We start from the raw sequence: 14,309 nt of genomic DNA on the forward strand, positions 1-14,309 counted from the left end.
ATGCGCTTCCGCCACCCCGACGGGTCCACCGTCCACCTCGCCTACTGCACCAACGTCCACCCCGCCGAAACCCTCGAGGGAGTCCTCGCCCAGCTCCGTGATCACTGTGAGCCCGTCCGCCGCCGGCTGGGCCGCGACCGGCTCGGGATCGGGCTGTGGCTCGCCAAGGACGCGGCCCACGCCCTTGTCGGCGACCCGTCCGCGCTGCGCGGCCTGCGCACCGAGCTCGACCGGCGCGGGCTTGAGGTCGTCACTCTCAACGGCTTCCCCTATGAGGGCTTCGGCGCCGAGGAGGTCAAGTACCGCGTCTACAAGCCGGACTGGGCCGACCCGGAACGCCTCGACCACACCAGTGCCCTGGCCCGGGTCCTCGCAGGGCTCCTCCCTGACGACGTGGCCGAGGGCACCATCTCCACCCTGCCCCTCGCCTGGCGCACCGCGTACGACGACGAGCGCGCGGAGACCGCCCGCACCGCCCTGCGCACCCTCGCCGAACGCCTTGACGCCATCGAGGAACTGACCGGCCGCTCCATCCGCGTCGGCCTGGAACCGGAACCCGGATGCGTCGTCGAGACCACCCGCGACGCCATCGCCCCGCTCACCGCGATCGGCCACGACCGCATCGGCATCTGCGTCGACACCTGCCATCTCGCCACCTCCTTCGAAGATCCGGACACCGCCTTGGACGCTCTCACCGAGGCCCGTGTCCCCGTCGTCAAATCCCAGCTCTCCGCCGCCCTGCACGCCGAACACCCCCACCTGCCCGAGGTCCGCGAGGCCCTCGCCGCGTTCGCCGAACCCCGCTTCCTGCACCAGACCCGTACCTCCACCGCCGCCGGCCTGCGCGCCACCGACGACCTCGACGAGGCCCTGGCGGGCCACGCCCTGCCGGACGGCGCACCCTGGCGCGCCCACTTCCACGTCCCCCTGCACACGGCCCCCGCCGCGCCTCTCACCTCCACCCTCCCTGTCCTGAAGTCCGCACTGACCCGGCTGGTCGGCGGCCCGGCCCCGCTCACCCGTCACCTGGAGGTCGAGACCTACACCTGGCAGGCCCTCCCGCCCGAACTGCGCCCCCGGGGCCGCTCCCAGCTCGCCGAGGGCATCGCCGCCGAACTCACCCTCGCCCGCGACCTGCTGACCGACCTCGGTCTGAAGGAGCTGCCGTGAGCATCCACGCTTCCGTCCCAGGCACCGCCCCTTCCGCCCCGGGCACCCACCCGGCCCCGGCAGGCCCCACACCACTCCTCGTCCTCGACGTCGTCGGCCTCACCCCCCGTCTCCTCGACCACATGCCCCGTCTCAAGGCGCTCGGGCAGTCCGGCTCCCGCGCCCCGCTGGGCACCGTCCTGCCCGCCGTCACCTGCGCCGCCCAGTCCACGTTCCTTACCGGCACCATGCCCTCGGAGCACGGCATCGTCGGCAACGGCTGGTACTTCCGCGAACTCGGCGACGTCCTCCTGTGGCGCCAGCACAACGGGCTCGTGGCCGGCGACAAGCTCTGGGACGCCGCCCGCCGCGCCCACCCCGGCTACACCGTCGCGAACATCTGCTGGTGGTACGCCATGGGCGCCGACACCGACTTCACCGTCACCCCCCGTCCGGTCTACTACGCCGACGGCCGCAAGGAACCCGACTGCTACACCCGGCCGGCCGCGCTGCATGACGAACTCACCGAGGAGTTCGGCACGTTCCCCCTCTTCCACTTCTGGGGCCCTGGAGCCGACCTCGTCTCCAGCCGGTGGATCATCGACGCGACCCGCCACATCATCCGCACCCGGCACCCCGACCTGACGCTCTGCTACCTCCCTCACCTCGACTACGATCTGCAGCGCTTCGGCCCCGACGACCCGCGCTCCCTGAAGGCGGCCGCCGATCTGGACGCCGCCCTGGCCCCGCTCCTGGACGACGCCCGAGCCGAGGGCCGCACGGTCGTCGCGCTGTCCGAGTACGGCATCACCCGCGTGAGCAGGCCCGTCGACATCAACCGCGCTCTGCGCCGCGCCGGCCTGCTGGAAGTGCACACGCAGGACGGCATGGAGTACCTCGACCCGATGGCGTCCCGTGCCTTCGCGGTCGCCGACCACCAGATCGCCCACGTGTATGTGCGCCGCCCCGAGGACCTCGACGCCACCCGGGCCGCCCTCGACGGCCTGCCCGGCCTCGGTCAACTCCTCGACGACGAGGGCAAGAAGGACCATCATCTCGACCATCCGCGCGCGGGCGAACTTGTCGCCATGGCGGAACCCGACGCCTGGTTCACGTACTACTACTGGCTCGACGAAGCCCACGCGCCCGACTTCGCGCGACTCGTCGAGATCCACCGCAAACCCGGATACGACCCGGTCGAACTCTTCATGGATCCCCTCGACCCCTACGTCAAGGTAAAGGCGGCCACCGCACTGGCGCGCAAGAAACTCGGCATGCGCTACCGCATGGCGGTCGTGCCCCTGGACCCCTCACCTATTCGCGGCAGCCACGGTCGCCTTCCGGCGAGCGACGACGACGGTCCGCTCCTCATCTGCTCCACCCCCCGTGCTGTCGGTGACCGCGTGGCGGCCACCGACGTGAAGTCTCTGCTGCTCGAACTCGCCGGTCTCAGCTGAGGGCAGAGCCTCAGTACCGACTGGTCACAAGTGAAGCACTCACCACTGACAACGCCCCGCGATCACAAGGAGTCCCACGCATGAGCCGCTTCTCCCAGCCCGATCCCGAGCTCACCCACCGCCTCAGCAGACGTGGCATGCTCGGCGTGGCCGCCGGCGCCACCGCCGCCGCCCTGCTCGGCGCCGCGGCCCCCGCGACGGCCGCCACCGGCAACGCGACGGGCCCCATCGGCACCGCGTCCGGCACCAAGGGCCGAGGCCGCCCCGTCCTGCCGCCCGGCCGCCTCGGCATCCAGCTCTACAGCCTGCGAGACAAGGTCTCCACCCTCGGCTTCGGCCCCGTCTTCGCCGAACTGGAGAGATACGGCTACGACGAGGTCGAGTTCGCCGGCTACACCCAGGGCTCCGCGGGCCCCATCACGCTGGCCCAGCTCAAGCGGCTGGCACGGGACCACGGCCTGAACCCGATCGGCAGCCACGTCGGCTACTACTCCAACGACCCGAACGCCTACACGTTCGCCCAGAACCTCTCCAAGGTCATCGACGACGCCCAGGCCCTCGGCCTCAAGCACATCGGCACGGCTTCGGGCCCGTTCCGCTACGGCTCCACCGTCGACGCCTGGAAGCGCGCCGCGGCGGACTTCAACACCTACGGTGCGGCGGCGAAGGCCCGGGGCATGAAGTTCTACCAGCACAACCACTCCGAGGAGTTCTCCTTCGCCACCGACAACCCCAAGGTCCGCCTCTACGACATCCTCCTCAAGGAGACCGACCCGGACCTCGTCTACCTGGAGATGGACATCTACTGGGCGTACGTCGGCCAGTTCCGCTTCTCCAAGCGGCCCGACGGCAAGCCCGCGCCGTTCGAGCCGCTGGACTACGTCCTCAAGCGGCCCGACCGTTACCCGCTGTTCCACGTGAAGGACGGGGAGAGCGACCCGTCGAACCCGTACGGCTACAACATGACCGACGTGGGCGACGGCGACATCGACTACCAGCGCTTCATCTCCGCCGTCACCCGGCTGCGCGGCCACCGCATGGCGCACCACTGGCAGGCCGAGCACGACAACCCGGCCGAGTCCTTCACCTTCGCGCGCCGCTCCAGCGCGCACCTGCACTCCCTGAGGGAGAAGTGCTGAGGGCAGTACCGGCATGAGGAGGCCCCTCCCGCGATCGGGAGGGGCTTCCTCACACGTGGGACGGTCAGCCCACGAGCCCTGTCCGGGCGCGTCGCGGTCAGGCCGTGTCCTCGCCGAGCGGTTGTGGATTGGGAACGATGCGACTCCCTTCCTTGTCGCGTCCCGGCGGGGTGAGGAACAGTGCCACGCAGCCGGCGAAGAGCGAGATCGAGCCGGCCAGGATGAAGGCACCGGAGTGTCCCCAGGCACCGACGACCACGGCACCCATACCCGCGCCCAGACCGGAGACGAGCTTGGCGCTGTAGACCATGCCGTAGTTGGACGCGTTGTTGTTCTCACCGAAATAGTCGGCGGTGAGCGCCGCGAACATCGGGAAGATGGCGCCGCCGCCGAAGCCGGAGATCGCGGAGAAGATCAGGAACAGGGGCAGGTGCTTGCTGTCCGCCGACCAGAGGATGCCGAACTGGGCGAGGCCCAGGATGACGCACACGGCGAGCAGACACCGCTTGCGGCCGTAGAGGTCGGAGAGCCAGCCGATGACGCCGCGGCCGGTTCCGTTGACGACGGCCTTCAGGGACATGGCCGTGGCCACGATCCCGCCCGCGAATCCGGCCTCCTCGCCGATGTCCACCTGGAAGGCGATGCCGAAGATGTTCACGCCGGACGTACATGCCAGACAGAACCACATCAGGGCCACCCGGCCGGTCTTCCACGCCTCCTTGGGGGTGTACTGGCGGACCGCCGGCGGGTTCATCCGCAGCGAGCGGGCCGCGCGCGGGTCGGTGGGCGGGTTGAGCGGGTCGATCACGGCCGGCCACCAGTTCTTCGGCGGGTCCTTGAAGAAGTAGCCGGAGACCGCGACGATTCCGGCCAGGAACACGCCCACCGAGACCAGCACCCAGCGGAAGTTGGTCAGGTCCATGTAGCCGTTGAAGAGGAAGACGAAGGGCACCGAGCCGTAGGCGAAGCCGCCGTTGACGAAGCCGGTCTTGCCGCCCTTGCGCTCCGGGTACCACTTGCCGACCATGTTGACGCAGGTGGCGTACACCATGCCCGCGCCCATGCCGCTGAACATGCTGAAGCCGATGTAGGCGAAGACGACGTGCGGCGCGAACGCCAGCGACAGATAGCCCAGCAGGGTGCCCGTCGCCCCGCACATCATCGCCCAGCGGGCCGGCAGCTTTCCGCTCTCACGCAGCTTGCCCGCGGGGAAGGCCACCGCGGCCTGGAAGAAGACCCACACGGTCATCATCCAGAAGATGTGCATGCTGTTCCAGCTGTGTGCCGTGTGCAGGGTGTCCTCGGCGGAGGCGAACGCGTACTCGGCGGAGGAGATGCCCATCATGCCGATCCACGGCAGGATCACCATCCACTTGCGTTTGCGCCCCATGATGTCGATGTCGGATTCGCCGACGCGATAGACGCGTCCGTTCTTGTCGGTCACCTCGCGATAGGCGGCGACCCGTGGAACGTCGGTGGTTGTCACGTGGATTGCACCCCTTGCGTTCGAAAGATCTGGCCAGCGCCCCCTGTCCCATGCCTTTCGTGCGCGTACGGGTCCCGGGGCCGGCCGACGCGCACCGTCGGCCGGCCCCCGCTCCCTCACCTCATGTACCGCCCCCCAGCACAGCCGCCTCCCGCGCCCAGCGGTACTTGGCGCCGAGCACGGCCACCGGCTTCTCGGTCGTGTACGGGTACGCCACGACCCCGCGTTCGAAGAGGTACTGGCAGGCCTCCTCGACCTCCACATCGCCCGCGAGCGACGCCACCACGGGCTTCTCGATCCCGCGCTCCCGGAACTCGGCCACCACGCGCGCGGTGAGCTCCGCGAAGACCATCGGAGGGGTGACGATGGTGTGCCAGTAGCCGAGGACGAGCGCGTGGATGCGCGGATCCTCCATCCCCAGCCGGATCGTCGCCTCGTACGTCGACGGCGGCTCGCCCCCGGTGATGTCCACCGGGTTGCCGGCGGCCCCGAAGGGCGGGATGAACTTCCGGAACGCCTCGTCCAGATCGGGCGGGATCTCCATCAGCGACAGGCCGTTGTCCGTCACCGCGTCCGAGAGCAGCACGCCGCTGCCGCCGGCTCCCGTGATGATCACGACGTTGTCGCCCTTGGGCGCGGGAAGCACCGGCAACGCGCGCGCGTACTCCAGCATCTCGTTCAGCCCAGGGGCCCGGATAACCCCGGCCTGGCGCAGGATGTCGTCGTACACGGCGTCGTCGCCCGCCAGGGCACCCGTGTGCGAGCCGGCCGCCTTCGCGCCCGCCGCCGTACGCCCCGCCTTCAGCACGACCACCGGCTTCTTCGGCACCGTCGCCCGCGCGGCCTCCACGAAGGCCCGCCCGTCCTTGAGGTCCTCCAGATGCATCGCGATGCACTGGGTGTTGGGGTCCTCACCGAACCAGGTCAGCAGGTCGTCCTCGTCCAGGTCCGACTTGTTGCCGAGCCCCACGATCGCCGACACACCCGTCTTGGTGGTGCGGGCGAATCCCAGGATCGCCATCCCGATGCCGCCCGACTGCGAGGTCAGCGCGACCCCGCCCTTGACGTCGTACGGCGTGCAGAACGTGGCGCACAGGTCGTGCCAGGTGGAGTAGTAGCCGTAGATGTTCGGACCCAGCAGCCGGACTCCGTGCCGCTCGGCGATCTCCACGATCTCCGCCTGGAGTTCGTGTTCGCCGGTCTCCGCGAAGCCGGAGGGGATCAGCACGGCATTCGGGATCTTCTTGCGTCCCACCTCCTCCAGGGCCGAGGCCACGAACTTGGCGGGGATCGCGAAGACCGCCACATCCACCTCACCGGGAACGTCCGTGACACTCTTGTACGCCTTGCGGCCCAGGATGTCATCGGCCTTGGGATTCACCGGGTGGATGTCCCCGGCGAAGCCCCCGTCGACGAGGTTGCGCATCACGGAGTTGCCGATCTTGCCCTGCTCGTTGGAGGCGCCGATCACGGCGACCGAGTTCGGCTGCATCAGCCGGCGCATGGAGGCGAGGATCTCGTCCCTGGAGTACCGCCGGCGCGGCTGGGGCTGCGACTCGGCGAGGATCACCCGGATGTCCGCGGCGACGGCCCCCTCCGCCATCGCGATCACCGGATTGAGGTCCACCTCGGCGATCTCCGGGAAGTCCGCGACGAGTTCGGACACCCGGCGGATCTGCTCGGCCACGGCCCACCGGTCCACACCCGCCTGGCCGCGCACCCCGCGCAGTATCTCCGCCGAGCGGATCGAGTCCAGCATCGACAGCGCCTCGTCGGCGTCCACCGGGGCGAGCCGGAAGGTGACGTCCTTCAGGACCTCGACGAGCACCCCGCCGAGCCCGAAGGCGACCACCTTCCCGAACGTCGGGTCCGTGACCGCCCCGACGATGACCTCCTGCCCCTTCGGCAGCAGCTCCTGCACCTGCACACCGTGGATGCGGGCGTCCGCGTCGTAGGCGCGCGCGTTGTCGACGATGGTGTGGAACGCGGACCGTACGTCCGCGGCGCCCTCGACGCCGACGACGACCCCGCCGGCGTCGGTCTTGTGCAGGATGTCCGGCGAGACGATCTTCATCACGACGGGCCCGCCGAAGCGCGCCGCGAACGACACGGCCTCCTCGACGTCGGTCGCCAGTTCCTCGCCCGGTACGGCGATCCCGTACGCGTCGGCGATCACCTTGCCCTCGGGCGCGGTCAGCGCGGTCCGTCCCTCGGCCCGCACGGAGTCGAGGAGGCCGCGCACCCGCAGGAGGCGGTCTTCTGCCATCACGTCAGATCACTCCGTTCGACTTGAGCAGGCGCACTTCCTCGTCACCGAGACCGAGTTCGCCGACGTAGACCTCTTCGTTGTGCTCGCCGAGCAGCGGTGAACCGGTCACCTCGACGGGGGAGTCGGACAGCTTGAGCGGGCTTCCGACGGTCACGAACTCGCCCCGCTGCGGGTGCGGGACGGTGACGACCATCTCGTTGGCGACCAGCGACCGGTCCTCGATGATCTCCCGGGTGGACAGGATCGGCCCACACGGGATGTTGTGCGCGTTGAGCCGCTCCAGCACCTCCCACTTGGGCAGCGTCGAGGACCACTCCTCGATCAGCTGGAACATCTTGCCGAGCTTGGGCAGCCGCGCTTCGGGCGTAGCCCATTCGGGGTCGTCGGCCAGTTCGGGCCGGCCGATGAGCTCGCTGAGCGGCTGCCAGCCGACGGGCTGCACGATGACGTACACGTAGTCGTTCGGGCCGCCCGGCGCGCACTTGACCGCCCAGCCGGGCTGGCCGCCACCGGACGCGTTTCCGGACCTGGGAACCTCGTCGCCGAAGTCCTCGTTGGGATATTCACGGAGCGGGCCATGGGCCAGCCGCTGCTGATCCCTCAGCTTCACCCGGCAGAGGTTGAGGACGGCATGCTGCATGGCCACGTTGACCCGCTGACCGCGCCCGGTGTTCTCCCGCTGGTACAGCGCCGCGAGAATCCCCGCCACGGCGTGGACACCCGTCCCCGAGTCCCCGATCTGGGCTCCCGTCGCCAGCGGCGGCCCGTCCTCGAAACCGGTGGTCGACATCGACCCGCCCATGGCCTGCGCGACGACCTCGTACGCCTTGAAGTTGGTGTACGGGCCCTCGCCGAACCCCTTGATGGAGGCATAGACGATCCGTGGATTGATCTCCTGGATGCGGTCCCAGGTGAACCCCATCCGGTCGACCGCGCCCGGTCCGAAGTTCTCGACCATGACGTCGGAGCGCCGGATCAGCTCGGTGAGGATCTCCTTGCCGCGCTCGGTCTTGGTGTTGAGGGTGATGCTCCGCTTGTTGCAGTTGAGCATCGTGAAGTACAGGGAGTCGACGTCCGGAAGGTCACGCAGCTGCTTGCGCGTGATGTCTCCGGTCGGCGCCTCCAGCTTGACGACATCCGCGCCGAGCCAGGCGAGCAGCTGGGTCGCGGAGGGCCCGGACTGGACGTGGGTCATGTCCAGGACGCGGATGCCTTCGAGGGCCTTGGTGGACGGAGCAGTCATCGGGGCACCTCACTTGTACATGGTCTGGTTCATGGTTCCGGGGCGTACGCGTCGGGGTCGACCCAGACGTTGATCAGGGACGGCTTGCCGGACTCGCGGGCGCGCCGCAGGGCCGGGCCGATGTCGGCGGGGTCGCGGACCTCCTCGCCGTAACCGCCCAGCATCTGGGCGAACTTGTCGTAGTGGACGTCGCCGAGGGTGTTGCCGACCCGCTCGCGGTCCTTGCCGTACTTGGCGGCCTGGCCGTAGCGGATCTGGTTCATGGAGGAGTTGTTGCCGACTATGCCGACGAAGGGGAGGTCGTAGCGGACGAGCGTCTCGAAGTCCCAGCCGGTGAGGGAGAACGCGCCGTCGCCGAAGAGCGCGACGACCTCCTTGTCGGGCCGCGCCTGCTTGGCCGCGAGCACGAACGGCACCCCGACACCGAGCGTGCCCAGCGGTCCCGGGTCCATCCAGTGCCCGGGGGACTTGGGCTGCACGACCTGACCGGAGAAGGTGACGATGTCGCCGCCGTCGCCGATGTAGATCGAGTCCTCGGTGAGGAAGTCGTTGATCTCGCTGACCAGGCGGTACGGGTGGATGGGCGAGGCGTCCGACCTCAGGCTCGGCAGCCGCTTCTCCAGAGCTGTCTGTTCGGCCGCCCGCAGCTCGTCCAGCCACTCCTTGCGCCTCGACGCACCACCGTTGACGCGTCCGGAGGCCGCCTCGGCCACCGCCTTCAGCACCAGCCCGGCGTCGCCCACGATGCCGAGGTCGACGTCGCGGTTCTTGCCGACCGTGCGGTAGTCGAGGTCGATCTGCACGACGGTCGCCTCCGGCGACAGCCGCTTGCCGTAGCCCATGCGGAAGTCGAAGGGCGTGCCGACGATGACGATGACGTCGGCGTTGGAGAAGGCGTACCGGCGCGACAGCTGGAAGTGGTGCGGGTCGCCGGGCGGGAGGGTGCCACGGCCGGCGCCGTTCATGTACGCCGGGACGTTCAGGGTGCGCACCAGCTCGATGGCCGGCTCGGTGCCCCGGGTCGTCCACACCTGGCTGCCGAGCAGGATGGCCGGCTTCTCGGCGTGCACCAGCAGGTCGGCGAGTTTCTCGATCGCCTCGGGGTCGCCGGCCGAGCGGGTCGAGGCACGGTAGGCGCCGGACTGGGGGACGCGTGCCTTGGCCGCGGGCACCTTGGCGTCCAGCACATCGCGCGGGATCTCCAGGAAGGAGGGGCCGGGCGCGCCGTGGAAGCACTCGCGGAAGGCCATGGAGACCAGGTCCGCCGCGCGCGCCGTGTCGGGCACGGTCGCCGCGAACTTGGTGATGGGGTTCATCATGTCGACGTGCGGCAGGTCCTGAAGCGACCCCATCTTGTGCTGGGTGAGGGCCCCCTGGCCGCCGATCAGCAGCATCGGGGACTCCGCGCGGAAGGCGTTGGCGACACCGGTGACGGCGTCGGTCGTGCCCGGTCCGGCGGTGACCACGGCGCAGCCCGGTTTGCCGGTGATGCGCGCGTAGCCGTCGGCGGCGTGGGCGGCGACCTGTTCGTGGCGTACGTCGACGACTTCGATGCCCTCGTCGACGCAGCCGTCGTAGATGTCGATGATGTGGCCGCCGCAGAGCGTGTAGATGCGGTCGACCCCCTCGGCCTTCAGCGCCTTGGCTACGAGATGACCACCGGAAATCAAGTCCTGGGTGTCGTCGGGCATGGCGAAGTCCTGTCCCTTCGTAGGGGGTTGGAACGGCTCGCAGTACATTGCATACAGTCGACGAATACTGTATGAAGCTTGTTATCCCGCATCCGGTGGGTGGTGTCCAGGGGGCGTGCGGCATTTCTCGAGGGTCTGGGGGTCGCTCCCCAGACCGACTCGGCAGTCAGGAGCCGGAATGGACCTGTACGAACACCAGGCAAGAGAACTCTTCGAAGAACACGGCATCTTGGTGCCGCGGGCCGAGGTGACGGACTCGGCCAGGGAGGCCCGCGAGATCGCCCGCCGCCTCGGCGGACGGGTCGTGGTCAAGGCCCAGGTGAAGACCGGAGGGCGCGGCAAGGCGGGCGGTGTGAAGACCGCTGCCGACCCGGCCGCCGCCGAGCTCACCGCCCGTCAGATCCTCGGCATGGACATCAAGGGACACACAGTCGGCAAGGTGATGCTGGCCCAACCCGTCGACATCGAGACCGAGTTCTACGTGTCCTACGTACTCGACCGCGAGGCCGGCCGTTTTCTCGCGATCGCCTCGGCGGAAGGCGGCATGGAGATAGAGGAGGTGGCGGCCGCTCGTCCGGAGGCCGTGGCGCGTATCCCCGTCGACCCCGCCGAGGGCGTCACCACCGCGAAGGCGGGCGAGATCGCCCAGGCGGCCGGACTGCCGCCGCAGACCGTCGACGTCCTCGTACGTCTCTGGGACGTCCTGGTCCGCGAGGACGCCCTCCTCGTCGAGGTGAATCCGCTCGTCCGCACCCGGCAGGGACAGATCCTCGCCCTCGACGGCAAGGTCACCCTCGACGACAACGCCCGTTTCCGACAGGCGCGATGGGGTGCCGACGAAAGGGCGCACGACGACGACCTCGAGTCCGCCGCTGCCGCCAAGGGCCTCAACTACGTCAAGCTCGACGGCGAGGTCGGCATCATCGGCAACGGCGCCGGACTCGTCATGTCGACCCTGGACGTGGTCGCGGGCTGCGGAGCGCGCCCCGCCAACTTCCTCGACATCGGCGGCGGAGCGAGCGCCCAGGTCATGGCGGACGGACTGTCACTGATCCTCTCCGACCCGGACGTGAGGTCCGTCTTCGTCAATGTCTTCGGCGGGATCACCGCCTGCGACGCGGTCGCCGACGGCATCGTCCGGGCCCTGGACACCGTCCGCCTCACCAAACCGCTCGTCGTGCGCCTCGACGGCAACAACGCGGCCCGAGGCCGGGCCGTCCTCGACGAGCACGCGCATCCGCTGGTCCAGCAGGTCACCACCATGGACGGCGCCGCCCGCCGTGCCGCCGAACTCGCCACCGCGGCCTGAGGAGGAACGCCATGGCCATCTACCTCACCAAGGAGAGCAAGGTCCTCGTCCAGGGCATGACCGGCGGCGAGGGCATGAAGCACACCCGGCGCATGCTCGCGGCCGGCACCGACGTCGTCGGCGGCGTCAACCCGCGCAAGGCGGGCCGCACCGTGGACTTCGACGACCGTGCCGTGCCGGTCTTCGGTTCGGTCGCCGACGGCATGCGCGCGACCGGAGCGGACGTCACCGTCGTCTTCGTACCGCCCGCCTTCGCCGAGGCGGCCGTCGTCGAAGCCGCCGACGCGGGCATCGGCCTCGCGGTCGTCATCACCGAGGGCATCCCCGTCCACGACTCCGTCGCCTTCACCGCGTACGCCAAGGAGATGGGCACCCGCGTCGTCGGGCCCAACTGCCCGGGCCTCATCACCCCCGGCCAGTCCAACGCGGGCATCATCCCGGCCGACATCACCAAGCCGGGCCGTATCGGCCTGGTCTCCAAGTCGGGCACGCTGACGTACCAGCTCATGTACGAACTGCGCGACATCGGGTTCTCCACGTGTGTCGGCATCGGCGGCGATCCGGTCGTCGGCACCACGCACATCGACTGCCTCGCCGCCTTCCAGGACGACCCCGACACCGAACTGATCGTCCTCATCGGCGAGATCGGCGGCGACGCGGAGGAACGCGCGGCGGCGTACATCCGCGAGCACGTCACCAAGCCGGTCGTCGGCTACATCGCCGGGTTCACCGCACCCGAGGGCAAGACGATGGGCCACGCGGGCGCGATCGTGTCCGGCACGTCCGGCACCGCACAGGCGAAGAAGGACGCGCTGGAGGCGGTCGGGGTGAGGGTGGGAAGCACCCCGACCGAGACCGCGAAGCTCGTCCTCGCGCGTCTCGAAGAGCACCCCCACAGCTGACATGAGCCCGCCCCCGACTGTGCACCGAGAGCGGAGCAACCCCATGGCACCCACCCTCACCCTCAAACCCGGCACGTCCTGGCCCGACGCGTGGCGGCGTTGCCTCGCCGTCGCGCCCGAGGCCTTCCGCGACGACCGGGTCCTCAACCTCTGGAATACCGCCTGGCAGGCTGACGGCAGGGTCCTGCCCGCCGTCAGCCCCGTCGACGGCAGCCCCATCGCCGGTCCGCCGCGCCTGGACGGGGCCACCGCACGCCAGGCCGTGCGCGCCGCCCTCGACCAGCACCGCGCCTGGCGGCACGTCCCCCTGCCGGAGCGCAGGGCCCGCGTCGCCGCCACGCTCGACGCCCTCGCCGAACACCGCCGGCTGCTCGCGCTCCTGCTCGTCTGGGAGATCGGCAAGCCCTGGCGGCTCGCCCAGGCGGACGTCGACCGGGCCATCGACGGGGTCCGCTGGTACGTCGACGGCATCGAACCGATGGTCGCCGGCCGGGCCCCGCTGGACGGCCCGGTTTCCAACATCGCCAGCTGGAACTACCCGATGAGCGTGCTCGTTCACGCATTACTGGTACAGGCATTGGCAGGCAACGCGGTCATCGCCAAGACCCCGACCGACGGCGGTGTCGCCTGCCTGACCCTGGCCAGTGCCCTCGCCGCGCGCGAGGGGATCCCCGTGACCCTCGTCAGCGGCAGCGGAGGCGAGCTGTCCCAGGCGCTGGTGCGGGCGCCCGAGATCGGCTGCGTCTCCTTCGTCGGCGGCCGCGACACCGGCGCCGCGGTGGCCACGGCCGTCGCCGACCTCGGCAAACGACACGTACTCGAACAGGAAGGACTCAACACCTGGGGCATCTGGAACTACTCCGACTGGGACGCGCTCACCACGCTGGTCCCCAAGCTCTTCGACTACGGCAAGCAGCGCTGCACGGCGTACCCGCGCTTCGTCGTCCAGCGGCACCTGTTCGACGCGTTCCTGGCGGCGTACCTCCCGGCGGTGCGCGACGTCAGGGTCGGCCACCCGCTCGCCGTCGAGAAGCCAGACGACCCGTACTCCGAGCTGGACTTCGGACCGGTGATCAACGCCGCCAAGGCCAAGGAGCTACAGGACCAGGTCGCCGAGGCGATCGAGCGCGGCGCCGTGCCACTGCACCGCGGCAGCCCGGCCGACGCCCGCTTCCTGCCCGGCCAGGACACCTCGGCCTACGTCCAGCCGGTCACGCTCCTCAACCCGCCCGCGTCCTCTCCGCTGCACCACGCGGAGCCGTTCGGCCCGGTCGACACCATCGTCCTGGTCGACACGGAGGCGGAGCTGCTCGCCGCGATGAACGCCTCGAACGGCGCGCTCGTGGCCACGCTGTCCACCGACGACCGGGCGACCTACGAGCGGCTCGCCCCGCACATCCGCGCCTTCAAGGTCGGCCACGGCCGGCCCCGTTCCCGCGGCGACCGCGACGAGCTCTTCGGCGGGCTCGGCGCGTCCTGGCGCGGCGCGTTCGTCGGCGGCGAGCTCCTGGTGCGCGCGGTGACGCGGGGACCGGCGGGCGAGCGGCTGCCGGGCAACTTCCCGGAGTACCAGCTGCTGCCGTGAGAAGGAGCCGCTGTGCCCGATGCCCGACGCCGGCTCGCCGTGCGGTCTGACCCGTGGGCGCCGGCGTCGGACATGGCCG

General features: G+C 70.0%; 9 protein-coding genes and 1 pseudogene. 6 read left to right on the forward strand and 4 right to left on the reverse strand.

Features of this window, described 5'->3' with window-relative positions; translation table 11 throughout:
- The 3 genes from eboE to ACQEV8_RS36665 all read left to right on the forward strand — a co-directional run bounded on the left by eboE (position 1) and on the right by ACQEV8_RS36665 (position 3,745).
- On the forward strand, positions 1–1,170 hold the full coding sequence (eboE, locus tag ACQEV8_RS36655; RefSeq protein ID WP_432969363.1) for a metabolite traffic protein EboE: 1,170 nt from the start codon (positions 1–3) through the stop codon (positions 1,168–1,170).
- Between the two features lie 2 nt (positions 1,171–1,172).
- Complete coding sequence (locus tag ACQEV8_RS36660) at positions 1,173–2,606, forward strand: alkaline phosphatase family protein (RefSeq protein WP_432973262.1); 1,434 nt, start codon at positions 1,173–1,175, stop codon at positions 2,604–2,606.
- Between the two features lie 80 nt (positions 2,607–2,686).
- Positions 2,687–3,745 (forward strand): sugar phosphate isomerase/epimerase family protein, encoded by a 1,059-nt coding sequence (locus ACQEV8_RS36665; RefSeq protein WP_432969366.1) that lies wholly within the window; start codon positions 2,687–2,689, stop codon positions 3,743–3,745.
- A gap of 97 nt (positions 3,746–3,842) precedes the next feature.
- On the opposite strand, the gene ACQEV8_RS36670 is transcribed toward ACQEV8_RS36665, so the two are convergent.
- The 4 genes and pseudogenes from ACQEV8_RS36670 to ACQEV8_RS36685 all read right to left on the reverse strand — a co-directional run bounded on the left by ACQEV8_RS36670 (position 3,843) and on the right by ACQEV8_RS36685 (position 10,434).
- Positions 3,843–5,231 carry an OFA family MFS transporter gene (locus tag ACQEV8_RS36670; RefSeq protein ID WP_432969369.1) on the reverse strand — a complete coding sequence of 463 codons (1,389 nt, stop codon included), beginning with the start codon at positions 5,229–5,231 and terminating at the stop codon, positions 3,843–3,845.
- Between the two features lie 121 nt (positions 5,232–5,352).
- Positions 5,353–7,497 carry an acetate--CoA ligase family protein gene (locus ACQEV8_RS36675; RefSeq protein ID WP_432969372.1) on the reverse strand — a complete coding sequence of 715 codons (2,145 nt, stop codon included), beginning with the start codon at positions 7,495–7,497 and terminating at the stop codon, positions 5,353–5,355.
- A 4-nt stretch (positions 7,498–7,501) separates the two neighbouring features.
- Positions 7,502–8,743 (reverse strand): formyl-CoA transferase, encoded by a 1,242-nt coding sequence (frc, locus tag ACQEV8_RS36680; protein ID WP_432969375.1) that lies wholly within the window; start codon positions 8,741–8,743, stop codon positions 7,502–7,504.
- Between the two features lie 9 nt (positions 8,744–8,752).
- Positions 8,753–10,434: pseudogene (locus ACQEV8_RS36685) on the reverse strand (thiamine pyrophosphate-binding protein).
- Positions 10,435–10,612: 178 nt separating this feature from the next.
- On the opposite strand from ACQEV8_RS36685, the gene sucC reads away from it, so the two are divergent.
- From sucC to ACQEV8_RS36700, 3 genes are read left to right on the forward strand one after another with little or no spacing between them, the layout of a single operon-like run.
- A complete protein-coding gene (gene sucC / locus ACQEV8_RS36690; RefSeq protein WP_432969378.1) occupies positions 10,613–11,743 on the forward strand; it encodes an ADP-forming succinate--CoA ligase subunit beta in 1,131 nt (376 codons plus the stop codon).
- An 11-nt stretch (positions 11,744–11,754) separates the two neighbouring features.
- On the forward strand, positions 11,755–12,645 hold the full coding sequence (gene sucD / locus ACQEV8_RS36695; RefSeq protein WP_432969381.1) for a succinate--CoA ligase subunit alpha: 891 nt from the start codon (positions 11,755–11,757) through the stop codon (positions 12,643–12,645).
- Positions 12,646–12,688: 43 nt separating this feature from the next.
- On the forward strand, positions 12,689–14,230 hold the full coding sequence (locus ACQEV8_RS36700) for an aldehyde dehydrogenase family protein (RefSeq protein ID WP_432969384.1): 1,542 nt from the start codon (positions 12,689–12,691) through the stop codon (positions 14,228–14,230).
- The last annotated feature ends 79 nt before the right edge of the window (positions 14,231–14,309 follow it).

This window comes from Streptomyces sp. CA-179760, from assembly GCF_050937045.1.
In the GTDB taxonomy this organism is placed as follows: Bacteria; Actinomycetota; Actinomycetes; order Streptomycetales; family Streptomycetaceae; genus Streptomyces.